General features: G+C 68.6%; 22 protein-coding genes and 1 pseudogene. 10 read left to right on the forward strand and 13 right to left on the reverse strand.

The annotated features are described in order from the left end of the window. Nucleotides 1-515: 515 nt before the first annotated feature. The gene (locus WMF45_RS11970; protein WP_437717042.1) at nt 516-1292 is read left to right on the forward strand and encodes a DUF1326 domain-containing protein; all 777 of its coding nucleotides are present in this window, start codon (nt 516-518) and stop codon (nt 1290-1292) included. Between the two features lie 83 nt (nt 1293-1375). Here the strand turns inward: WMF45_RS11970 and WMF45_RS11975 are convergent, their stop codons facing one another. From WMF45_RS11975 to WMF45_RS11990, 4 genes and pseudogenes are all read right to left on the reverse strand, one after another. Further along, complete coding sequence (locus tag WMF45_RS11975) at nt 1376-2290, reverse strand: phytochelatin synthase family protein (protein ID WP_437717043.1); 915 nt, start codon at nt 2288-2290, stop codon at nt 1376-1378. A 161-nt stretch (nt 2291-2451) separates the two neighbouring features. Continuing rightward, nucleotides 2452-3030, reverse strand: coding sequence for a hypothetical protein (locus WMF45_RS11980; RefSeq protein WP_437717044.1), 579 nt, complete (start codon nt 3028-3030; stop codon nt 2452-2454). Further along, complete coding sequence (locus WMF45_RS11985) at nt 3020-3175, reverse strand: hypothetical protein (protein WP_437717045.1); 156 nt, start codon at nt 3173-3175, stop codon at nt 3020-3022. The genes WMF45_RS11980 and WMF45_RS11985 overlap by 11 nt, the downstream gene beginning before the upstream one ends. A 72-nt stretch (nt 3176-3247) precedes the next feature. Next, nucleotides 3248-3547, reverse strand: a pseudogene (locus WMF45_RS11990) (multicopper oxidase domain-containing protein); the annotation flags it as partial. Nucleotides 3548-3931: 384 nt separating this feature from the next. Here WMF45_RS11990 and WMF45_RS11995 point away from each other — a divergent pair. Beyond that, entirely contained in the window at nt 3932-4408 is a 477-nt protein-coding gene (locus tag WMF45_RS11995) for a hypothetical protein (RefSeq protein ID WP_437717046.1), read from the forward strand. 32 nt (nt 4409-4440) lie between these two features. Next, complete coding sequence (locus WMF45_RS12000) at nt 4441-5808, forward strand: multicopper oxidase family protein (protein WP_437717047.1); 1368 nt, start codon at nt 4441-4443, stop codon at nt 5806-5808. 8 nt (nt 5809-5816) lie between these two features. Here WMF45_RS12000 and WMF45_RS12005 read toward each other — a convergent pair whose 3' ends face one another. Continuing rightward, entirely contained in the window at nt 5817-6143 is a 327-nt protein-coding gene (locus WMF45_RS12005; protein ID WP_437717048.1) for a hypothetical protein, read from the reverse strand. Next, nucleotides 6143-6946, reverse strand: coding sequence for a hypothetical protein (locus tag WMF45_RS12010; protein WP_437717049.1), 804 nt, complete (start codon nt 6944-6946; stop codon nt 6143-6145). The genes WMF45_RS12005 and WMF45_RS12010 overlap by 1 nt, the downstream gene beginning before the upstream one ends. Before the next feature lie 425 nt (nt 6947-7371). Between WMF45_RS12010 and WMF45_RS12015 the strand changes: the two genes are divergently transcribed. After that, the gene (locus tag WMF45_RS12015; protein WP_437717050.1) at nt 7372-7779 is read left to right on the forward strand and encodes an efflux RND transporter permease subunit; all 408 of its coding nucleotides are present in this window, start codon (nt 7372-7374) and stop codon (nt 7777-7779) included. 57 nt (nt 7780-7836) lie between these two features. On the opposite strand, the gene WMF45_RS12020 is transcribed toward WMF45_RS12015, so the two are convergent. The 3 genes from WMF45_RS12020 to WMF45_RS12030 all read right to left on the reverse strand — a co-directional run bounded on the left by WMF45_RS12020 (nt 7837) and on the right by WMF45_RS12030 (nt 11396). Continuing rightward, a complete protein-coding gene (locus WMF45_RS12020) occupies nt 7837-8232 on the reverse strand; it encodes a four-helix bundle copper-binding protein (RefSeq protein ID WP_437717051.1) in 396 nt (131 codons plus the stop codon). Nucleotides 8233-8646: 414 nt separating this feature from the next. Beyond that, nucleotides 8647-9018 carry a cupredoxin domain-containing protein gene (locus WMF45_RS12025; RefSeq protein ID WP_437717052.1) on the reverse strand — a complete coding sequence of 124 codons (372 nt, stop codon included), beginning with the start codon at nt 9016-9018 and terminating at the stop codon, nt 8647-8649. A gap of 71 nt (nt 9019-9089) precedes the next feature. Further along, complete coding sequence (locus tag WMF45_RS12030) at nt 9090-11396, reverse strand: heavy metal translocating P-type ATPase (protein ID WP_437717053.1); 2307 nt, start codon at nt 11394-11396, stop codon at nt 9090-9092. A 225-nt stretch (nt 11397-11621) separates the two neighbouring features. On the opposite strand from WMF45_RS12030, the gene WMF45_RS12035 reads away from it, so the two are divergent. The 4 genes from WMF45_RS12035 (at nt 11622) to WMF45_RS12050 (ending at nt 13612) form a co-directional block, all read left to right on the forward strand. Further along, nucleotides 11622-11843 (forward strand): heavy-metal-associated domain-containing protein, encoded by a 222-nt coding sequence (locus tag WMF45_RS12035; protein ID WP_437717054.1) that lies wholly within the window; start codon nt 11622-11624, stop codon nt 11841-11843. Nucleotides 11844-12065: 222 nt separating this feature from the next. Next, nucleotides 12066-12284 (forward strand): hypothetical protein, encoded by a 219-nt coding sequence (locus tag WMF45_RS12040; RefSeq protein ID WP_437717055.1) that lies wholly within the window; start codon nt 12066-12068, stop codon nt 12282-12284. Continuing rightward, the gene (locus tag WMF45_RS12045) at nt 12284-12802 is read left to right on the forward strand and encodes a hypothetical protein (protein WP_437719525.1); all 519 of its coding nucleotides are present in this window, start codon (nt 12284-12286) and stop codon (nt 12800-12802) included. The genes WMF45_RS12040 and WMF45_RS12045 overlap by 1 nt, the downstream gene beginning before the upstream one ends. A 120-nt stretch (nt 12803-12922) precedes the next feature. After that, nucleotides 12923-13612, forward strand: a complete 690-nt coding sequence (locus WMF45_RS12050) for a hypothetical protein (RefSeq protein ID WP_437717056.1) — start codon at nt 12923-12925, stop codon at nt 13610-13612. A gap of 148 nt (nt 13613-13760) precedes the next feature. On the opposite strand, the gene WMF45_RS12055 is transcribed toward WMF45_RS12050, so the two are convergent. Further along, nucleotides 13761-15029, reverse strand: a complete 1269-nt coding sequence (locus WMF45_RS12055) for an arabinofuranosidase catalytic domain-containing protein (RefSeq protein ID WP_437717057.1) — start codon at nt 15027-15029, stop codon at nt 13761-13763. An 822-nt stretch (nt 15030-15851) separates the two neighbouring features. Here WMF45_RS12055 and WMF45_RS12060 point away from each other — a divergent pair. Then, entirely contained in the window at nt 15852-16790 is a 939-nt protein-coding gene (locus WMF45_RS12060) for a hypothetical protein (protein WP_437717058.1), read from the forward strand. 9 nt (nt 16791-16799) lie between these two features. Here the strand turns inward: WMF45_RS12060 and WMF45_RS12065 are convergent, their stop codons facing one another. After that, nucleotides 16800-18020, reverse strand: a complete 1221-nt coding sequence (locus tag WMF45_RS12065; protein WP_437717059.1) for a tyrosine-type recombinase/integrase — start codon at nt 18018-18020, stop codon at nt 16800-16802. On the opposite strand from WMF45_RS12065, the gene WMF45_RS12070 reads away from it, so the two are divergent. Continuing rightward, nucleotides 18002-19591, forward strand: coding sequence for an IS1182 family transposase (locus tag WMF45_RS12070; protein ID WP_437717060.1), 1590 nt, complete (start codon nt 18002-18004; stop codon nt 19589-19591). The two genes, WMF45_RS12065 and WMF45_RS12070, sit on opposite strands and share 19 nt — an antisense overlap. A 21-nt stretch (nt 19592-19612) precedes the next feature. On the opposite strand, the gene WMF45_RS12075 is transcribed toward WMF45_RS12070, so the two are convergent. Both WMF45_RS12075 and WMF45_RS12080 read right to left on the reverse strand, forming a co-directional pair. Then, nucleotides 19613-20044 (reverse strand): hypothetical protein, encoded by a 432-nt coding sequence (locus tag WMF45_RS12075; protein WP_437717061.1) that lies wholly within the window; start codon nt 20042-20044, stop codon nt 19613-19615. Between the two features lie 312 nt (nt 20045-20356). Further along, complete coding sequence (locus tag WMF45_RS12080) at nt 20357-20878, reverse strand: hypothetical protein (protein ID WP_437717062.1); 522 nt, start codon at nt 20876-20878, stop codon at nt 20357-20359. Nucleotides 20879-21107: the final 229 nt, after the last annotated feature.

Below are 21107 nucleotides of genomic sequence, written 5' to 3' on the forward strand. Positions count from 1 at the left end.
AGAACCCGGCGTCGGCCGAGCCCTTGCAGAGCAGGCATGCACCCGTGTGACGCGCACCCGCCCGAGTTGCGGCCGGTCGGCGGACGGACAGGGTGTGCGCGGACGCCGCGCTCGCGCCGACTGCGACTCGACCTCCGCCTCCCGCGCTGCGGCACGGGCCGCGCCGAGCTCGCGCTCGATCTGTAATCCGGCGCCGGGACGCTCGATCCACCCGCCCGTCCGGATCGCTGCGTTCATCAAGCCCGCCCAGAACTCGGCTTCATCCTCCGGGAAGCCAAAGAGCTGCTGAATCTGCGCAGCGCCGGGCCTCTCAGCGCCCTGTAATGCCCGCCGACCGGCAACGTCTTCAAGTACAAGATGCCCGCCGCGAGTCGCCCTCAAGAGAGGCGGCGACTGCACGGTGGAAGGGTACGCCTGCAACAAAGAGCCACGATGTTGGCTGTCCCCAGGGGATGCTCGTCCTGAGCTCGCAACCTCCATGGGGATACCTACACAACCGAATCGACGAAGGAGTGATGACCATGTGCAGCGGTGCATGCAATTGTAATCATGGAACCGAGATGAACGCGCAGAGCGGCGGCGGACGAGTTCAAGCGCTCATCGACGCGGCCGAGGGGCAAGCTGGGGCGCAACCCGACGCCTCGCCGGTCAAGGCGGAGTCGCCTGCGGACTGGCACCTCAGAGGCGAGTGGTTTGACATCTGCAGCTGCTCGTTGCCCTGCCCATGCACGTTCGCGCAGACCCCCACGCACGGGGATTGCCTCTTCACGCTCGTCTGGCAGATCCACGAGGGGCGATACGCGGGCGTCGACCTTTCGGGGCTCGGGGTCGTCAGCATCGGCGAGTTCGCGGGAAACATGTGGGTAGGCGACCCGAACGCCATGATGAAGCTGATGTTCTACATCGACGCCAAGGCCGACTCCGACCAGCGGCGTGCGTTGGAACGCATCTTCATCGGCAAGGAAGGCGGCTGGCCCGGGAAGTTCGGCTCCCTGATCAGCGAGGTGCGCAGCATCGAGTACGCACCCATCAGGTTCGAAGCCCCCGCCGACCTGGCACACTGGAGGGCCGAGATCCCGGGGCGGGTCAAGGTGGGGGCGCGAGCGCTCACCGGACCGACCGCGGACCCGAACCGCCGGGTGCAGCTGATCAACGCCCCCGGCGCCGAAGTCGGCCCCGGCCAGGTGGCCACCTGGGGCGTGGTCGAGGACGACCTCGCCACCGGCTTCGACTTCTCCCACGCCTACAAGGGCGGTTCCAGCAAGCACTTCCCCTTCGACTGGCGTCCGTAGTGACGCCTCTGAACGTGGTGTAGAGCGGCGCTCCACTGGATCCGGCGCCGTCGTCGTTGGCCGCGATCGTCGCTCGATACCTGCTACAGCGGCGGTGGGCGAGCGTCGAGAGCTGCCACCTGGGCGCGCAACCGCGCCAGGTGCTGCTTGACCGTCTGGGGCAGGTCGGGGCGCCGCAGCAGCTCGAGCAGACGCGGCATGCTGGAGACTCCCTCGCGCAGGCAGCCGGTCAGCACCAGAACGTCGGTGCCGTCGAGATCGCGGAGAAAGCGCTCGACCTCGGCCCAGTTGGCCTCGTGCAGCGCAGCCGCGGGCGCCACCGCGTGCTCGCGCCGGATCGTCACGAACCCGCGGGACCGCCCGGAGGTGGGGTCGACAGGCAGCATGGCGCGACGAAGCGCTTCGAGCGGGACCCAGTGAGGCGGGTACTTGAAGCGCGCCACGTCGAGCAGGAGCGCGAGGTCGCGGTCCGGGTGCATTCCACCGACCGGCGAGAAGTGGCCGCTCCCGGTTTGGTCCAGCGTCCGGCGGTCATAGGCGACGACCACGTGGTTGTCCTTGGCGCGCGAGGTGGCTTCTCGGACCGCGGCGCGGAGCGCCTCCAGCGAGGAGGTCTCCGCGAAGCTCACGTCGGCCCGGGCGCCATTGCACCGGGCCAAGCACGCAAACTGCGTCAGCGTGATGCCGTCGCGAGCAACGTCGTCGAGGGAGCGGCAACAGTCGAGTTGCTCCTCCGAGAACCAGCGCCAGGGTCCCTTCCAGACGCGCCCCGGATCGATCTCCAGCGCGTTGAGGACCATGACCAGCGTCCCCAGGCCGCAGAAGGCAGGCTCAGCCTGAGTGTGGAACTGCTCGATGAGAGGGAAGAAACTCTCCATCGTCCCCAGGGCGAGCGCTTCGCGAAAGACCGCGCGCCCCTCCTCGGAGGAGAACGCGATGCAGCCCGGTGGTAAGGGGCGCTTGTGATACGAGGGCATGGCGGAGGGGACGCGTTGCATGGTCCAGCGCAGCGTATCAGAGTGCCCCCTCGCCGTGCTGGCCCGCACGGCCTGTTCCATGAGGCATGGTGCGGTCGCCTTCCTGGAACGTGACCGGTCGCCACGCAGGCTGTGGGGTGAAGGCGGCCCCTTCGAACCATAGATAAGTTATCGATAACGTATTAGCTGCGGGCCCCGATCTGTCCCCGGTCCATCCATGCGCGCGCCAGGTTGGCCGCGACGACACCTGCCACGAGTCCACCGATCAGCCCGGCCGCCTCCCCGAACAACAGCGCACTGCATCGAAGCGCGGCGACCGAGCCCACGCCAAGCACCATCCCGATGGCTGTCGTGGCCCGGTGCTCGCCTGGCACGCGCGGTACGAGCAAGGCCAGCGACAGACCGAGCATCGCGCCCACGGCGACGCACGCCCCCGGCATCGTGCAGCATGTCCCCGAGCTCATGTCCGCATCCAGACGGCAGCACGGCCGCAGGACGGAGAGCGGAAGAGCGAGCGTCGCGAGCCCCGCCAGAAGCCCACGCCGCGCGCCGCGCAGAAGCCATGTACCGCGCCACTCCATGAAGACCCAGACCAGCAGGGTGACGGGCACCCATGCGAGCGCTTCCGGCCCGACGGCGACCACCGCGACCGCGGCAGATGCCGCGGCGACCACCGCCGCTCGCGGGGCGGAGCTGCGCAACCGCCCGAGCTCGTACGCGCGTCTTGCCGCGCGGCGCGCTGCATCAAAGTCACTCCCCATCGGACCCTCCTAGCAGGAGTCGAAGGCGCGCATAGGCGCGCGAGACCCGCTTGCGAAACGCCGGTGCATCGATCGCCGGGCGCGCGGTCTGGCCGAGCAGCGCGCCTATCGCCTCGGCCGACGGCGCATCGAGCGAGGCGATCACCTCCTGCCCCTTCTAGCCGCGACGGCGCGAAGCGTGACAGCCGGCGCGTCGATTTTATGGCTGGCGACGCGTTCACATCGCCTCCACGTCGAGCAGCGACATCATGCCGGCCTCGGCGTGCTCCAGGATGTGGCAATGGAGCATCCAGCGCCCCTCGTCGAGCGGAACCAGGCCGACGTCGACGGTCTCACGCGGGTGGACCAGCACGGTGTCGCGGAAGAACGGCTCGTCGGCTGGTCGGCCGTTGCGGCTCAGGACCTTGAAGAACATCCCGTGAAGGTGGATCGGGTGCAGCCGGCCGGATTCATTGACGAACCGGAGCTTGCTCCACTCCCGCCGCGGCAGCACCGACACCTCGCGGACGACTCCGGTCGGTTCCGGTGTCGTTCCAGCGGCCGGTTGCGTAGCACATGATGGGTTCTCCTTTCATCCCTGCTTGGACGACGCGCGAGTCTCCGCCCCATTACATGTCGAGCACCGAGGCTCAGCTCGCCTGCCTCGGGAGCGAGCCCACCACCGCGCGATCCCGCGACAGGCTCGGAGGCCAGCCCGTCCGTGCGCCTTGCCCGTGAGCGGACGGATCGAAGAACGTGGCGGGCATCCGCCTCTGGGCGCCGCGGGCGAAAAAAACGTGTCCGCGCGTCACGCCTGGCCCGCTGGTGCCTAGAACGAGCGGCGGCATCCCGCTGCACCTCGCCGCTGTGACCAAATGGGTTACATTCTGGGGACACCAGGAACCAGCAAGGAGACACAGTCATGGCTTACTCTCGACTCATCGGCCTCGCCGCTGTCAGCCTCGCCCTCGCTGCCTGCGGAAGCTCGGAGACGGGACCCTCTCCTGTCGAGGGGACGGGAGGGGGCGGCGGTGCGGGAGCGGCGGGCGGCGCGGGGGGGCACGGCGGCACTGGAGAGGGCGGCGGGAGCGGCGGCGGGCCTGCGGCGACGGCGCCCGGAGCGCCGGTGCTGTCGTTCGTGATGCCGATGCTCGACGTGCTTCACGTCGAGTGGGTGCCGCAGCCGGAGTGCGATGAGATCGAGGCCGAGCGCAAGGACCCGATGAACGACTACGCCGTCGCCTTCACCGTCGCAGGGTCGAAGAAGGCCTACATGGATTCCGAGGCGACGGAGAACATGGAGTACACGTACCGTCTCCGCTGTAAGGTGGGCGACGTCTACTCGGGGTACTCGAACGAGATGTCCGGCAACCCCACCGACGAGGAGAGCGGGCATTGATACAGCTTTCGCGTGCCCTTTCGGGCGTCGCCTTGCTGTCCCTGCTCGTGGCCGGGTGCGCCGCCGAGCGGACCGACGAGCCGCCTGTGCCCGATGCCTGGGGCGAGCCCACCGCCGCGCCCGACAGGAACCCCGATCCCAGGATCGTCGAGGTCGATCTCGAGGCCAAGGAGGCAGAGAAGACCTACCTGGAGGGCATGACCACCACGGTCTGGTCCTACAACGGTACGGTCCCCGGGCCTCTCATCGAGGCGAACGTGGGCGACACGCTGATCGTCCACTTCAAGAACAGCCTGCCAGAAGAGACGACCATCCACTGGCACGGCATCCGGGTGCCCAACGAGATGGACGGCGTGATGGCCGTGCAGGAGCCGATCGCGCCAGGCGAGACGTTCACGTATGAGTTCACGCTTCGGGACGCGGGGTTTACCTGGTTCCACCCGCACGTGATGGAGCCGGAGCAGATCCAGAAGGGTCTCTTCGGCCTGATCCGCGTGCGCGGACCGAACGAGCCGGAAGCCGATGTCGAGAAGATCGCCGTGCTCGGGGACGTGTTCCTGAACAAGGACGGGACGTTCAATGAAGAGCTCGACGACGACACGATCATGATGGGCCGTGAGGGCAATGTCGTGCTCGTCAACGGCCAAGTGACGCCAGCGCTCGACGTGCAACCGGGCGGGCTCACGCGTCTCCGGATCGTCAATGTGGCGAACGGGCGCTTCTTCAACCTGGCGCTCCCGGGCCACACGTTCCGCGTCATTGGCACCGACGGCGGGCTGATCCCGAAGCCGTACGATACCGAGAGGCTCCTGGTCTCTCCCGGCGAGCGCTACGACGTGCTGCTGATCGCCGCGGGCGAGCCAGGAACGGAGCTCACCCTGATGAACGAGCCCTACGAGCGTGGGCACCACACCGGACTGGCCGAGCCGATGCCGCTCGCCAGGGTGCGGATCGGCGAGGGGCCCGGGCTGTCCGGGCGCACGCTCCCCGAGACGGGCCCCGCCATCGAGCGGCTGCCGGGCGGGCCGGCGGAGGCGACGATCACGTTCGACGAGGGATATGTCGACGGCAAGCTGACGTTCACGATCGACGGCAAGGCGTTTCCGGACGTGCCGCCGATCGACGTCCAGGAGGGATCGGTCCATGTCTATGACCTGAAGAACGACGCGGAGATGGACCACCCGTTCCACCTGCACGGCTTCTTCTTCCAGGTCCTGGCCAGGGACGATGTGCCGGTGGCCGACGAGGAGCTCGCCAACAAGGACACCGTGATCCTGCCGCAGCGGTCCACCGTGCGCATCGTGACGCGCTTCGATGAGCCGGGCATGTGGATGTATCACTGTCACATCCTCGAGCACACCGAGCGCGGCATGATGGGTGAGATCCACGTCGAGCCCTGAGGACCCGCTCACCTCCGGAGGTCGAGCAGGCGTCGCGCGAGCGCCGCGGCGGCGACCCATGCCGGGATGACCTGAAGGACACCCGTGATCTCGAAGATCGCATTGTCCGGCATCACGTAGGTGGGCGGTGGAAAGAGGCGCGGGAGCGCCGGCGACCGAGGTGCGAGGAAGTACAGCGCGTCCTTCAGCACGTGGTTGTAGATACCCTCGTACACCCCGATCCAGGCGATCGGGATGAGCGCCAGCACGGCGACGAGCACGAAGAACGAAGCTCGCCCGGCTGGCCGCTCGCTGGAGACCGGCCGCCGGCGGTCACCCGTCGCGGAGGAGCTCATCAAGGCTCGCCATACAGCGTCGCCGCCCCTGCCTTGTCGAGCCAGGTCAGCACGTAGTCTCCCCCGTTGGTGCCCTCGCACCGGCTCTCCGCGTTGTAGTGCATCACCGACCCCGGATCATAAGGCGTGAGCGCCCGCCAGCCGGGACGCTCTGTGCAGGCGCCGTTGCCCTCCGGCCGGGTGTGCTCGTGCCGGAAGCCGAGGACGTGCCCGAGCTCGTGCCGGAGGACCCCGGTCAGGGTCTTCGAGGCGGAGCGAGCGATGTTCTCCAGATCGATGAAGACCTGGTGATACCCCCGCGCGACCATGCTCGGAAGGAAAGCCCGCCCGTTGTACGTGGTGCCGCTGGCGGGGACGACCTCGAACAGCACGGGATGCTCCTCGGACTCGCAAGCCTCGTCCTGGTCGGGCTCGTAGATGAAGCGCACGGCGGCGGCGCTCGCCCAGCTGGACTCGGCCGACCGCGTCGCGGCGACGACCGCGTCATGATCGTCGCCGAAGCGCGGAGAGACGCAATACGTCAGGTTCATCTTCTGCTCGTCGCTCCACCGGTCATCGCTCCCGTCGTCGCGCTTGTTGACGATGAGCGCCCCCGGTTGCCGGCGCTCGGCGGAGAGCTCCTTCAGGGTCACGTCGTCGTGAACGCCGATGTCGCCGTCGACGAGATAGGCGCCGTCGTTCGGATCACGCGGGAGGCTGGCCTTCCATCCATCGAAGCTCTGGTAAGTATCAGCGACGGGCTCGCCCGCATCGGACGACGGGTCGGCGACGCAGCCCGCCGCGAGGACGGAGGAGGCGGACAAAAGGAGGAGAGAACCTTGAATAGATGGAGGGATGAACATGGTGAGCTCCTTGCTCGGGTCGAGCCGGGCCAAAACCCCATGATTGCGCAAGGACTACGCGAGCGCCATACGAGGGCTTCGAGGCCGCCGGGAGGACGGAAGTCCCCGTGCCAGGTTCGATCGCCCCGGTGGAGGAGCGAAGCGGCCGCCTCGTTGTGCCTTCCACGGTCACGGACGAGCGTCATGCGGCATCAGTCTTCGTCGATCGGAGCGCCGCTCGGCGCTCCTGAGTTGTGACCTGTGGGGTCACAGCGCGCCCGACACCGGCCGCCGGGCGAGGGGCGCCATCTGCGCGCGTCGCGCAGGCCCTGCGCCGGCGCGCTCGCGGGATCGCCGGCGCCGACAGGCGGTGAACGCGCGGCACGACGTGTGCTTTGGGCCCTGGCATGAAGTCGAGATTGCTCGCCGCCATGCTCGCGCTGGCGTCGCTCGGCGGCGCGCAGGCCGCGCAGGCGGAGGAAGCCGGGCTGACGGCGATCGTCGCCGACGTACTCGCCCGGAACCCATCGCTGCGCGCGGGCGCGAAGCGCGTCCGCCCGCTCCTGATGACGGTGCTCACCAACGTGTTCGGCCTCCTCCCCGTGCTGCTCGACGATGGCGTCGGGGCCGACGTGGCCAAGCGCATCGCCGCGCCCATGTGGGGAGGGCTGGTCTCGCTCACGCTGCTGACGCTCCTGGTGATCCCCGTGATGTACGTGGTGTGGAGGAGCTTCGAGCTCCGCCGGGCCACGCCCGCGGCGCCGCCGACTGCGGCTCCAGCGCTGGCCGCCGCGGAGGAAGCCGCTCAGGGCTGAGCGTACTGCGTCAGGTCGTTCCGCTCAGCGCCGCCCCGCGCTGCGCCCTGGCCGGTCTCAGGGCACGCTCTGGTGCCCCGCGCCGGCTGCCCCGCCCGGCCGCAGCTGCGCGACCTGCTGACACGCGGCGGCGCAGCGGCGGCACTCGTCGGCGCAGGCCTTCATCTGCGCGTCACCCGTGAACCTGTCACAGCTCTGGGCGCAGAGCTCGCAGATGCTCGCGCACGCGGCCGTGACCTGGCTGTGTTGCGGCGAGCCGCGCATCAGGAACGTCGCGGTCGTCTCGCAGATCTTGGCGCAATCCTGCATGAGCTGCATGTGGGATGGCTCCGCGTGCGAGCCTCCCCTATAGAGGCAGTGCTGGATCGTCTGTACGCAGATCGACTCGCAGCTCTGGGCGTGGCTGGCCGTGTTCACGAAAGCCGTGCTCAGAGTGAATGCCTTGTGAGCCATGTGTCCCTCCCCTATTTCGATGATGCTTCTCGATGCCTCGCGAGCTCATCTCGCGCGCACAGGATGAGTCCGACTGGCAGGGCGAGAGACTTGTCGAATTCACCAGGTTCGTCATGTCAGAGCGCTCCGCATTCGCGGCTCGGATGGAGGCTGAACCAGCGCCGGCGCCGCGCATGCGTCGTGCCATTCTGCTTGCCCATGCGTCTGGGCTGCTCACAGGGCGATGCTTGGAACAGATCTGGGCGGATGGGATTCGAGAGGGGTGATGGGATCGATGTGACCTGCACGGTCACTTTCATCTATCCGAACGACCAGGCTGTCGCCATCCGCGGCCGGTGCGCTGGCGCGAGCACGCGGCTCGCGCCCGCTGGAGGGCTCACTCGCCGTGAGCCAGGGACCGCTTCCGTCCGCTGCTCACTTCTTCGGTGCGACGGCGATGGTGCCCTTGATCATCCCCATGCCGCACTCGAACTTCAGCTCACCTGCCTTCAGCTCGGGGAGGTCGATGGTCACCGGCTGTCCGGTCGGCAGCTCCTTGCGGATGCCGAGGCTCGGGAAGACGACCTCCCTGGTGCAGCCGCCGCTGTCGTGACGGACGAGCCTGAGCTCCAGCCGCTCCCCCTCGACCGCGGCGATCTTGTCGGGCACGAAGGCGCCGTGGACCATGATCTCGACCACCCGCGGGGCCTTCTGTGGCTCGGCGCTCGCGCGAGGCGAGCCGCCGAGCACGGAGGCGACCGAGGTGATGCCGAGCGCGATCGAGAGAATTGCGTGCGTGAGCTTCATGAGAGGATCTCCTTTGAGGTTCTGGGTGGAAGACGCGCGGGTCTCCGCGGCATTACGGTCGGGCGCGGATTTCAGCTCGCGTGCCGGAACCGGCGGAGCCGGAGGGAGCTGAGGAGCACGGAGACGCTCGAAAGGCTCATGGCCGCGCTCGCCAGGACCGGCGACAGGAGCCAGCCGGTCAGCGGGTAGAGCGCGCCGGCGGCGATCGGGATGCCGACCACGTTGTAGATGAACGCCCAGAAGAGGTTCTGGCGGATGGTCCGCAGCGTCGCGCGCGAGAGCCCGAGCGCCGTGGGCAGGGCGGCGATGCCGCCACGGAGCAGCGCCACGTCGGCCGCGGCGACCGCGATGTCGGTGCCGCTCGCGACCGCGATCCCCACGTGGGCGCCGGCGAGGGCGGGCGCGTCGTTGATGCCGTCGCCGACCATGGCGACGATGCGCCCGCGCTCCCGCTCCTCGCGCACGATGCGCGCCTTGTCCTCGGGGCGGACCTCGGCGAAGACCTCGTCAATCCCCAGCTGCTGCGCCACCGCGCGTGCCGTCGCCTCGCGGTCCCCTGTCACCATGGCGACGCGCACGCCGAGCTGGTGCAGCGCGGCGACGGCCTCCTTGGCTTCGGGGGTCGGCAGGTCGGCGACGGCGACCAGGCCGGCGAGGCGGCCCTCGACGGCGACGAACGAGGGGGTGTTTCCGCACCGGGCGAGGCCCTGGGCGAGCTCCTCGAGCGGCGTGGCGTCGATCCCGAGCTCGGCGAGGTACCGGGCCGTGCCGATGTGTACTTCCCGGCCGTCGATGCGGGCGACCACGCCGCGTCCGGCGTCGGCGCGAAAGTCCTCGGGCGCGGAGAGCGAGAGTTTGCGGGCACGTGCGCCCTCGACCAGCGCCCTCGCGACCGGGTGCTCGCTGCCAAGCTCCGCTGATCCGACGAGGCGCAGGAGCTCGTCCTCGGAGACCTCGGCCAGCGCCTTCACGGCCGCGAGCTGCGGGCGTCCGGCCGTGAGCGTGCCCGTCTTGTCGACGAGGACGGTATCGACGCGGCTGGCGGCCTCGAGCGCCGTACCGCCCTTCACGAGCACGCCGAGCTCGGCGCCGCGCCCGGTGCCCACGGCCACGGCGGCGGGTGTCGCAAGGCCCAGGGCGCAAGGGCAGGCGATCACGAGGACGGCGACGAACCGCTCGACCGCGGCAGCGAACCCCGCCGCGCTCGGATCCATCGCGACCCAGACGACGAACGCGAGCGTGGCGATGCCGAGGACCACCGGGACGAAGATGCCGCTCACGGTGTCAGCGAGGCGCGCGATCGGCGCCTTCGAGCCCTGCGCCTGCTCGACCGCCTCGACGATGTGGGCGAGCGCGGTATCGGCGCCGGTCTTCGTGATCCGCACCGTGAGCTGCCCGCTCTGGTTCAGCGTGCCGCCGAACACAGGCGCTCCGGTGCTCTTGTCGACGGGGAGGCTCTCGCCTGTGAGCATCGACTCATCGACGGCCGAGGTGCCGGAGACGACCTCGCCGTCGCTCGGCATCCGCTCTCCCGGCCGAACGCGGACGATGTCGCCGGGCGAGAGATCCGCGGCCGGGATCTCCTCTTCCAGATCACCGCGCAGGCGCCGCGCCGTCCTGGGCTGGAGCGCGACGAGCCCACGTACCGCGTCGGTGAGGCGCTTGCGGGCGCGTGTTTCGAGGAGCTTGCCGAGCAGAACGAAGCTGATGATGGCCCCGGCGGCCTCGAAGTAGACATGGGGCTGCATGCCGTGCTCGGCGTGCGGAAAGAGCTGCGGGGCGACGACGGCGATCGCGGAGTAGACCCACGCGGCGCCGGTGCCGAGGGCCACGAGCGTGTTCATGTCGGCCGCCCGGTGCAGGAGCGCGGCCCAGGCGAGCCGGAAGAACCTGCGGCCGGGACCGACGACCACCGCGGTCGCGAGGGCGAGCTGGACGAACCGGCCGATCGTGCCGTCCGCTCCCGGGATGCGGCCGTGCGACATCCCCAGGACGAGCAGCGGGACGGACAGGACGAGCGAGATCACGAAGTCCCGCCGGAGGACGCGCCGCTCGCTGTCGAGGCTCTCCTCGGCGGCGGCTGCTCGATCGGCAGGAGCAACGGTGGGGCTGCCCGGCGCGGCGCTGCTCTCCGGGACGCTGTAGCCCGCGCTCTCGATGGCGGCGACGAGGGTCTTGGTGGACGCGGCCGACGGATCGAACGTGACCGTGGCCGTGCGGGTCACAAGGTTGACCTTCGCGTCGCTGACGCCGGGGAGCGCGAGCAAGGCCCGCTCGATGCGCCGGACGCAGGCGGCGCAGGTCATGCCCTCGACAGGCAGATCGATGCGGCAGATGGCGTCCTGGGGGGCGGGAATGGAAACGGATGCGGTCGACATGATCACCTCTTTGTCGACCAGCACAGACGCAGGGGCACTCCGCGGATTACGGCAAGAGCGCTGGAGCTCACCGCGCAAGTGGCTGCACGGCCGGCATGTCCGGGGCACTGGGGGGGCTTCGCCCAGCTCCCCCGACGAACGCGACGGCTCCTGCGCCGTGTAATGAATCCCGATGGCTGCGTCTTCGGGGGTGAGCGGCCCGTGGGTCGCCGAAAGGAAGACGTCATGAAAGAGACCATGCTTCAGGTGGACGGGATGAGCTGCCCGTCCTGCGTCCGCCACATCGACAGCGCGCTTCGCGAGCTCGGCGGCGGCGTGGCCAAGGTCGACGTGCGCCTGCGCGAGGGCACCGTCGTGGTGCAGCACGATCCGGCGAGCGCGTCCGTGGATGCCCTCGTCGAGGCGGTGCGCGGGGCCGGTTACGACGTGCGCCCCCGCGCCGCCTGAACGCCCGCAGCGCCCGGGGCTCGTGGCCTGATGAAGGTCAGGTCACGAGCTCCGGCGCGCCCACCCTCGGAGGAAGTCACCTTGATCGTTCTCATTGGAGGCGGACTCGCTTCCGCGCGTGCCGCCGAGACGCCACGGGCCGAGGGCTATCGCGGACCGCCCTCAGCCTCGGGACGGCTCAGCGCGTGGAGCGCAGCCCCGCCAGCAACCGAGGAGATGCACATGGCTGACCCGTCCCGTTATCCCGACGCCGGCCTGAGGCTGGACGGCGGGTCTACCCCTCCCATGCCGCGCTGGGTGAAGGCGTTCGGGGCCATCGTTGTCGTCGTAGTCGTGCTGTTTATCGTCCTGCACCTCACCGGCATGAGCCTTGGTGGTCCAGGTAGCCACACGCCGGCCGGTCACCACGGCCCCGCGCCTCTGGAAGGCGGCCACGGATGATGACGATGACACCCCCGCTCCGGAAGCTCGCGCTCACCGCGCATGTCACGTCCTCGGTCGGCTGGCTCGGCTCCGTCGCGGCCTTCCTCGCGCTCGCGATTGCCGGTTTGACCTGGCAGGAGGCGCCGACGGTGCGCGCCGCCTACCTCGCGATGGATCTGATCACGTGGCTCGTCATCGTCCCGTTGAGCCTCGCCTCGCTGCTCACCGGGGTCGTCCAGTCGCTCGGCACGCCGTGGGGCTTGCTCCGGCACTACTGGGTCATGTTCAAGCTCCTGCTGACCGTCGTCGCCACGGGCGTCTTGCTGCTGCACACGCGGCCGATCCACTACGTGGCGAGCGTCGCGGCCGAGACGGCGCTGTCCGGTCGAGATCTTCGCCAGGTGCGCATCCAGCTCGTGGCCGATGCTACTGCCGCCCTGGTGACGTTGCTCGTGGCCACGGCGCTCTCGGTGTACAAGCCGCGGGGCGTGACGCGCTACGGGCGGCGTGAGCAGCGCGCGGCGCTCGTCCCGTAGCTGCTGGGACTGCGCCTCGGCCCCGGCAACGGGCCGAGCCCAACGACGCTGGTGTCTCTCTACTGGCTAGGGCCACCCCTCGTCCACGCGCAGAGGTTGCGGTTGGTCTGCGCCGGGGCCATGTCGCGCAACCCCAGCAGCGGCCTCGAGCTGGTCGACTCACACGTCGCCAACCGCATCGATGCTGCACCGGCGAAGGCGCTCGAGGCCGTCTACCTTCTGACCACGACCGCGGCGGACTACTTCCGGGGGCTGGGCTTCGCCTCGGCGTCGCGCGAGGCGGTTCCAGCCGAGCTCGCCGCCTCCCCGGAGTTCGCGGGAGCCTGCCCAGCATCGGCGACCTGCTCCTGGCGGATCCCACGAATCGCATCGGTTCGCCCCCGCAAAGTGGTCCTTCCGGCACTCGTGTCGGTGATGTATCGGGTGATCGAGGCTTCGTTCATCGGAGTCTCCACCGGAGTGTTAGCAGGTGTGTGGGTCGAGGCCGCGCGCCAGGCGCCAAGCGTCGGGCGAAGCCCGTCCGCCTTCATCGCCGTGTCAGACGCCTCTGCCGGCGGCAACGATGGCGGCGTAGTCGTGCGCGCTCTTCGATACTGCCTCGTTCGGATGCACGCACACGAGCCCGCGCCAGTCGGCGGGCGTCTGATCATCGATGAGGATGTCAGGCTTGGGCAGGAATCCCGTGAAGCAACGCTCGATGCCAAGTTCGCGCGCGGAGTTTTGGGCGTAGTCGGCTCCACCCGTGCTCCAGCAATACAGCACGAATCACGAGGCGAGCGAATGGCGATCTGGAGGGTGGGCAACAGCTAAATAGCCGAGCCTGATTCGGCAACGGGTAGAGCCTCGCCAGCCAGGAGAACAGCAGCCGGAGGGCCCAGGACCGGCCTCCCAAAAGCCTGAGCCCGCCTGTCCGTCGCCGAATCGTATTCACCTATTTAGACGCTCGATCGGCGCCCGCTCACTCATAGCCGGCTGCAATGATGTTGTTTTGGAGCGCGTCCTCCGTAGCGTCGGTCGGGTAGCCGGCGGCGATCGCGCCCTCGTAGAACGTACCCGCGCTGTCGTTCGCGCCGCCGTCGGGCTTGCAGCAATCACCGCCGCTGCCGAGCACGATGGCGCCTTGCTTCTTCATCGGGCTATAATTGGGCGGCAGCGAGCCCTCGTAAAGCTTGGTCAGACTGCCGGACTGGGCGTCGCCGCCCTTCAGCGCGAAGCGCGTCGTCCCGTCGTTCTTCAGGATCGCAGTGACGTACTTGTGCGGAAACGCCTTTTGATTCGGGTTCCAGTTGCTGCTGCCGCCAGGAAACAGACCCCACTCCAGGTCGGCCTGCACCCACGGACCGGTGCCGGAGCAGCCTCCAAACCAACACTGCTTGCTGAAGTTGATGGCGTCCATGGCACCAGCTCTGTCGGCCTTGCGGGTGGTCTCGCTGTTGCCGTAGTCGAAGCAGCACCCGCCGTTGACGTGGGTGCCGCTCGTCACCATGTACAGGCCTTCCGGCGCGCTGCCCGTCGGAACGCCGGTGGTATGGCCGTCGCGCCAGTAGCTGTTTCCGGGGTTGATGTAAAGCGAGTAGACCTTGCTCCCGCTGACCTTCAGCGACTCCGTGGTGGCCTTCGCTGGGCTGCTCCTCGGTGAACCGGGCACCACGTCCGAGCCCTGGTACCAGAGGTCATTCCCGTGTCCGGACTGGTCGTAGAGCACCGTGATCACGCACGAGGTCCCGGCGCAGAACGCGTCCTGTGGTGCGGAATCGGCGGGGCCTCCGGCTTTGAGCACGGAGATGTCCTTTGTCGTGTTGTCCGAGGCACGCCGGACCTGGTAGAGCTTTCCGGTGTAGGCCCCGAACAGGGCGCGCACTGTGCTATGGGCGGCAACACACGGCGTGCCGCCGCTCGCGTAAAGATCGCACGGCCCGGTCGATGCGTTCGCGTCACCGGAACCGCCGGTGCCACCAGCTCCCCCGGTCGCTGCGCCGCCGCCTCCACCAGCTCCCCCGGTCGCTGCGCCGCCGCCATCCCCCGCTCCCCCGGTCGCTGCGCCGCCGCCATCCCCCGCTCCCCCGGTCGCTGCGCCGCCGCCGCCGCCACCACCGTCTCCTCCAGTTGCCCCGCCCGCGTCTCCGGTCGCCGTGGGCTTCTCGGCTCCGGGGTTGTCAGCGGTGCAGCTCAAGCCTTGCGCGGCCAATACGACCAATACGAACGTGAGCATCAGCGTCTTTTTCATCTCTTCTCCTGATCGAGCGCTATTGCCGAGGGAATGCAGCTCGCAAAGCCAAGTGGCCACCTGACTTGGCCACTGTGCCACGGGCCCGTGGCGCCCGTAGCGACGCCGGTTTGCCTCGAGCGAACGAAGACAGTAGTCCCAATGGCATCTCTCCTCGATTCGGGTCGCTGGTCGAGCCGGATGGGAACCGAGAGCGCCGAAGCAGAAGGAGGCCCCTACAGGTCAATGTGAACGTTCACATTCCGGATGTCAATTCCAATCGACCGGCCTGCCGCTGTCCTCGAGCCCGGGGGAGGACGAGGCTGGCGGGTCTCCTTCGGAGCACCGCGTCGAGCGAGGGATCGTTCGGAGCGCGGCGTCAGGAGAGATCGGCACAGGATCGCGATCTTCGCCGGCCCGCTCGTCTACCAGGCCTCCAACGGCGTCTGGCTGACCGACCATGTGTCGCCCGCCTTGCGTGTCGTGCTGGCCCGGCCAGGGTCCCGCCCGGCAAGCGGGAAGGCCGCACCTTCCCATGTCGGGATTCCGACATACCCATCGTGCTTCAGGTCCTGCAAATATTCAATCGCTGGATGTCCTCCACGATGAAGGCGAACAACGCCGTTCCGGTCTTGGTCCGCATGCCGCGCTCAACGTTCCTCCTGCCGCGTGCATGGGGCGACCAGCGGTCGACTGGAACGACGACAGCCCCGAGGGCCTCATGGGGTCGGTCATCCTCTGCTCATGGCCGACGGACACCAGGCACCGCCGCGAGCGTCCCGCGGCCGCCTCCTGCTTGCCTTCGCCCCTCCCGCTCGGTAGCGTCGGTCCCGGGTAGACCTCGTGCCGGCCCCGATCGTCGTCGATATCGCATCGGGTCCTGCCGTACAGGGCGAGCTCCCGGCGCTCCTCGTCGAGGCGTGCTCCCGCGCTGCCGGCGGCGGCGGGTGCGCGCTCGGCGATCCGAAGCGCGGCGGGACCCCGCTCCGGGCGCTCGCCGTCGTCTGGCTGGACGGCCCGGACTACCGCCGCCTGCGGGTCGACGTCGCCTCGCTCGGCGCACCCGAGGGCACGCTGTCGTCGCGCGAGATCGAGTTCCGCGAGGAGGATCCGCTGCCCGACCGCTACCGCACCGCGGGGCTCCTGGTCGCGGCCCTGGCGTCGGAGCGCGCCGGCTCCGCGACGCCGCCCGACGCGGCCGCCGCCGACCCAACCGGCGCCGAGCCGGCCGCGGACGCACCACCGCCGCGCCCGCTGGGCTGGTTCCTCGCCGCCGGCGGGCTGGTCGGCAACGGCCTCGATGTCGGCCCTGCCGGCGCCGCCGGCCCCGCCCGCGCCGGCGGCTGGGTCATGGCCACGGCGCTCGACCGGCGCTCGGGGTTCTTCGGGACCGTCTCGGCGTCCTATGCCACGGCCCTGCGCGAGCCGGCCCCGGGGCTGTCCGTCCAGTGGCTCGCGCTCGGGGGCGGCGGCGGCATCGCCGCGCCCATCGCGCCGCTCGACGCGCTCGTCCGGGCGAGGATCGAGGCCGCCGCCGACTGGGTCATGGCCTCCCCGGTCGATCCGAAGAAGCCCGAAGAGACAGGGCACGGGTGGAGCCTCGGGACGCGCACGGCGATCGACCTCGTATGGCCGGCCGAGGGCAGCGTGGCCCTCCTCGGGAGCGCCGAGGCGTTCGTGCGGATCCATCAGACCGACCTCCGCGTCCGCCCGAAGCCCGAGGCGGCGCTGCCGAAGGGCGGCGTCACGGGGATGCTGGGGGTGCAGCTGCGCCTGCGCTGATTCCGCGTGTCAGAAATCCCGCCAGGATTTCTGCGATGACGAGGCGGAGGCGGAAGAAATATCAATAATTTCAACCTGTTCTGTCTGATTCGCGGCCGGCTCGCTCGCCGGCGTGGCCCAACGCGGGCCCAAAGGGCCGCCTGCAGCCACCGGGGCGCCCGCTGCGGGCTGGCCGGCGTGGTCATCGACCGCGGCCGGCGCTCGGTGGTGCAGCGCGCGGACGAAGGACACGCCGTTGCTCGGCGACGGCGAGCCCGCCTCCGGGCCCGTGGACATGGGATCACTTCCACCTAAACGGCCGCCCCTGCCGTTCAGTTCGGGGATCGCCTCGTCCAGAGGCGCGAAATCCCCCAAGCCGAGCTCTGCGACCTTGCGCGCCGCGCGCTTGTAGTGGTGGATCTGACGGCTCGACTTATGCCCGGTCCGATCGGAGATCCACGTCTCCGTGCGGCCGTTCGCGAGCTTGATCGTGATGAAGGTCGCGCGGGTGTCGTGCAAGCGTATATTCAGCCTTGACTGCGTGGTCTCGAACAACTCGGGTCGATCGATGCCAGCACGGCGCAGGTGATTTCGAAAATTGTGCGCCCCACTGCGCCCCGGCAGGGGTCCGCTCGGCCCAATGAAGACACGCTCCTTCGGGGGACATATAGCAAAATAGGTCCGAAGCGCGCGCACGACGTCGGGTGAGAGTGCCCAGGCGCGTGGGTCATCTGTCTTGTTCTCGTCGAGCACCACGGCGCCACGCTCGAGATCCAGGTCGGACGGCTCGAGCCTTCCGGCCTCGTCTGCCCGCATTCCCTCGCGAATCAGGAAGCCATAATAGATCCGATAGGACAGCGGAATATTCACCGCCGACATGAGGCGCCTATCCTCGTCGGGATAGAGGGAGCCTTTGGCCTTGTTGTCCTCCGCCTTGGGGATCCATCCACGCGGCAAAGGATTGCTGGCGATGATGCGCGCCGGATAGGTCGCGAGCGCGAGTATCCGATGAATGACCTTTGCGACTCCTTGACGCGAGGAGTCCTCAAGATGTCCCGGCAGCATGGAGATCGCTCGATCCGCATGATCGAGCGTCAAACGAGAGAGAGGAACGGGACCGAGTACCCCTAGAGGACCGATCAGTTTGATTTTGTGGTAATCCCGAGCGCTTCGACGGAAGCGCTCGACGGTCTCGTCGGACCATGATCTCGTCCGCATCCGGAGGTGCACGGATGGAACGATGGTTGCCACCGGTGGAGCTGTCGCGGCAGGAACAGGCGCTCATGAAGCGGTTGACCCGGGTGCGAGCCCTGTTCGGCTTTCTCAGGCTGCACCGGCACGAGCTATTCGACGAGACGTTCCAGGAGCAGCTCGAGAGCATGTACCGGACCACGGGCGCAGGTGAGCCGCCGCATCCGCCGGCGCTGATGTGCATGGTCACGCTGCTCCAGGGCTACGTCGGTGCATCGGATGCCGAGGCGGTGGAGCTGTCGATCGTCGACCTTCGCTGGCAGATGGTGCTCGGCTGCCTGGGGGCGGCCACGCCCGCGTTCTCGCAGGGCGCGCTGCAGGGGTTCCGAGAGCGGATGGTCGAGCATGAGATGGACCGGGTGCTGCTGGAGCGGACCGTGGCGCTCGTTCGGTCCGGCGCGATGACGGAGGGCGAGAGGCGTGCGGTGTCCAAAGCGCTGCGCGTGGCCGTCGATAGCCGCCCTTTAGCGGGAGCCGGGCGGGTTGAGGACACGATCAACCTGCTCGGCCATGCAGCACGCAGCATCGTTCGCGTCGTGTCGAAGATCATGGAGCGCCCGCCCGAGGAGATCTGCCGCAAGGCGGGCATTCCGCTGCTGCTGGCGCCCAGCATCAAGGCGGGGCTCGACCTCGATTGGAGCGACCCGAAACAGAAGGCGGCGGCGATTCAGATCCTGGAGCGGCAGGTCTCGTCGCTGCATCAGTGGGTGGACCGCCATCTGGACGACGTCGTCGAGCAGCCGCTCCGCTTCTACTTGGATGCGGTCACACAGGTTCGGGACCAAGACCTGGAAACGGGTGAGGATGGGACCGTTCGCATCCGTCAAGGTGTTGCAGCCGACCGCCGTGTATCCATTGAGGACGCCGAGATGCGCCACGGCAGAAAGAGCCGCTCGAAGAGGTTCGATGGCTACAAGGAACACATCGCACGCGACCTGGACCTTCCCGTCATCGTCGCCTGTGCGGTCACGCCAGCGAATCGCCCCGAAGAAGAGGGGGCTGCACCGATCGCCGAGGACATCCGGCGTCAGCGGCTGCACGTCGGCGAGCTCCACATCGATCGCGCCTATGTGAACAGTCCCGTCGTCGGCGATGTGATCCGCGATGGTGGCCAGGTGTTCTCGAAGCCCTGGGGACAGCGTGCTCGCAACCCCAACCTGTTCAGCAAGCGCGACTTCAAGATCGACCTGCGCACCAAGACGATCACCTGTCCGGCAGGACAGGTCGAGGTATTCGAGCCAGGCGACACGGTCCAGTTCGATCCTGAGGAGTGCGGCGCGTGCCCCCTCCGAGCCAGATGCACCCAAGCCGCCTCGGGACGGGGGCGGACCGTGTCCATCGCGAAGGACGAGGCTCTGCAGCGCAAATTCCGGAAGCTGCAGCAAACGGGGGCAGGTCGCGCCGTGCTCCGCCAGCGGGTAGCTGTGGAGCATGCGCTCGCCCACATCGCGGCACGGAAGGGCCACACTGCACGCTACATCGGCGCCAGGCGAAATTTCTTCGACCTCCGGCGCGCAGCAGCGATCCAGAATCTCGAGGCGGCCCAGCGCCTGATACAGCAGGCAGCGTAACCTGACGGAATTAAATGGTTTTCAATGTGTTTGTCGCTCTAGAACATGATTGAGCTTATGCCGGTATTGCTCTGGATGGCGAAGCGCTTTCACATGCAGTGGGTATTGCTCGGCAAGCCTTCCAGAAACAACCAACTCGGCGAACTCAGCGAAGGTTGTTTCCCCGGACGCGCGAGCACGCGCTTCGCCCCTGCAGAGCTGCTCGATGGCAAGCCGGACGTCGCGGAGCGCGCTGCCCTCGCGCGCCGCAGCCCGCTCCAGCAGCGGCAAGCCGAGCACGATCTGGCCGGCCGCGAGCAGACGCCCGGCGAGCTCGGACAGCACCTCCAGGCGCGCGTTGGCTTCCTGCTCGGTCCGGCACGTCGGCAAGCTGAACGTGCATCGACCGGCCTCGCCAAGGCTGAGGCGCGCGGTCCATGTCTTCCCGCGCAGCCGGACGGAGGCCGGAGCCATTGGCGCGCTTGTCGCCTGCGGGCCTGTCGGGCGCGCGGGCCGCCAGCTTCGATAGCGCCGTCGTGCTCACCGAACTCGGCGCGCCTGCGGCGGGCGCAGCTTCCTCCGCTCCCGGAGAGGGCCGCCCGCCAGAGCGGCTCGGACGCGAACGCCGGTCGGTCGACGGTGGTGCAGGGAGGGATGAGGCGGGGGACGACGCCGAGCGCTTGGCGCGCGCCCGTCGCTGGGGTACGTCAGTCATGGGTCGGTCTCCGGTGATGCGGGGGTCGATCAAGGGCCCGTCCGGCGTTCGCTGCGCCGAGCGGGCCCGCTCTACTTCGGCGACAGCCTAGCACGGCTTGTTCCTGCAGGAGGAACGCTCGCCCGGTCGGTGTGCGTACATAGGACAGATTCGAGGCCGGCAGAGGCCAGCACGGCGGCAACCCGCGTGCGCTCATCCACCTCTGCGTCACGGCGCGATGCTGGGTCACCAGCCAGCGCTTGGAGGTAGGCGACGAACGCTTCGCGCTGGACGAGACGCAGCTTGCCAAGCCTCGTGACCGGGAGCGGGAAGCCTGGTCCGCGGATCGTGTCGAGGTAGACGCGTGCCGGGATCCCGGTGACCGACTCAACATTCTTCTGCGAGAGCAGCTCCGGCTGCGGTGCTGTGAGTGTGAGCCCCTCCAGCGGGATCGCGAGCGTCGCCGTTGCTGTGACGGGATGGGCAAGCCCCCTCGAGGGGCACGATCCTCGGGCAGGCACGTCCGGGAATGTCCTCTCCACCACGCGTGTGCCGTGTTCCACCTGACGAGGCGCAAGGGGTGCCGATACACGGGCGAGAGCCGCTCGTGTCATGATGTACCTCCATCCGTGTTGGGTTCGTTCGCAACCGTGACCGACGCCGCCGGAAGGGGCACGAAACGGTAGTTCTGCGCTCCCGGTAGTTCGCCGCGAACTACCGGTGTACGCGCCCGGAAAGAACATCAAGCGATGTCGCGGGGTTAGGTGTTTTTGGAAGCGTCGCTGAGGGGCCGAAAAACTGGGAAAATGAAGGGCTCGATTTGGTAGTTCTGCGCGCCCCTTC

It is taken from the genome of Sorangium sp. So ce448, assembly GCF_051520915.1.
Taxonomy (GTDB): domain Bacteria; phylum Myxococcota_A; class Polyangia; order Polyangiales; family Polyangiaceae; genus Sorangium; species Sorangium cellulosum_B.

Bases quoted from the DNA above. Each gene is read 5' to 3' on its own strand.
- WMF45_RS11970 (WP_437717042.1), top strand. From the start codon at position 516: ATGACCATGTGCAGCGGTGCATGCAATTGTAATCATGGAACCGAGATG.
- WMF45_RS11975 (WP_437717043.1), bottom strand. From the start codon at position 2,290: ATGCAACGCGTCCCCTCCGCCATGCCCTCGTATCACAAGCGCCCCTTA.
- WMF45_RS11980 (WP_437717044.1), bottom strand. From the start codon at position 3,030: ATGGGGAGTGACTTTGATGCAGCGCGCCGCGCGGCAAGACGCGCGTAC.
- WMF45_RS11995 (WP_437717046.1), top strand. From the start codon at position 3,932: ATGGCTTACTCTCGACTCATCGGCCTCGCCGCTGTCAGCCTCGCCCTC.
- WMF45_RS12005 (WP_437717048.1), bottom strand. From the start codon at position 6,143: ATGAGCTCCTCCGCGACGGGTGACCGCCGGCGGCCGGTCTCCAGCGAG.
- WMF45_RS12015 (WP_437717050.1), top strand. From the start codon at position 7,372: ATGAAGTCGAGATTGCTCGCCGCCATGCTCGCGCTGGCGTCGCTCGGC.
- WMF45_RS12020 (WP_437717051.1), bottom strand. From the start codon at position 8,232: ATGGCTCACAAGGCATTCACTCTGAGCACGGCTTTCGTGAACACGGCC.
- WMF45_RS12025 (WP_437717052.1), bottom strand. From the start codon at position 9,018: ATGAAGCTCACGCACGCAATTCTCTCGATCGCGCTCGGCATCACCTCG.
- WMF45_RS12030 (WP_437717053.1), bottom strand. From the start codon at position 11,396: ATGTCGACCGCATCCGTTTCCATTCCCGCCCCCCAGGACGCCATCTGC.
- WMF45_RS12035 (WP_437717054.1), top strand. From the start codon at position 11,622: ATGAAAGAGACCATGCTTCAGGTGGACGGGATGAGCTGCCCGTCCTGC.
- WMF45_RS12040 (WP_437717055.1), top strand. From the start codon at position 12,066: ATGGCTGACCCGTCCCGTTATCCCGACGCCGGCCTGAGGCTGGACGGC.
- WMF45_RS12045 (WP_437719525.1), top strand. From the start codon at position 12,284: ATGACGATGACACCCCCGCTCCGGAAGCTCGCGCTCACCGCGCATGTC.
- WMF45_RS12050 (WP_437717056.1), top strand. From the start codon at position 12,923: ATGTCGCGCAACCCCAGCAGCGGCCTCGAGCTGGTCGACTCACACGTC.
- WMF45_RS12055 (WP_437717057.1), bottom strand. From the start codon at position 15,029: ATGAAAAAGACGCTGATGCTCACGTTCGTATTGGTCGTATTGGCCGCG.
- WMF45_RS12070 (WP_437717060.1), top strand. From the start codon at position 18,002: ATGGAACGATGGTTGCCACCGGTGGAGCTGTCGCGGCAGGAACAGGCG.
- WMF45_RS12075 (WP_437717061.1), bottom strand. From the start codon at position 20,044: ATGGCTCCGGCCTCCGTCCGGCTGCGCGGGAAGACATGGACCGCGCGC.
- WMF45_RS12080 (WP_437717062.1), bottom strand. From the start codon at position 20,878: ATGACACGAGCGGCTCTCGCCCGTGTATCGGCACCCCTTGCGCCTCGT.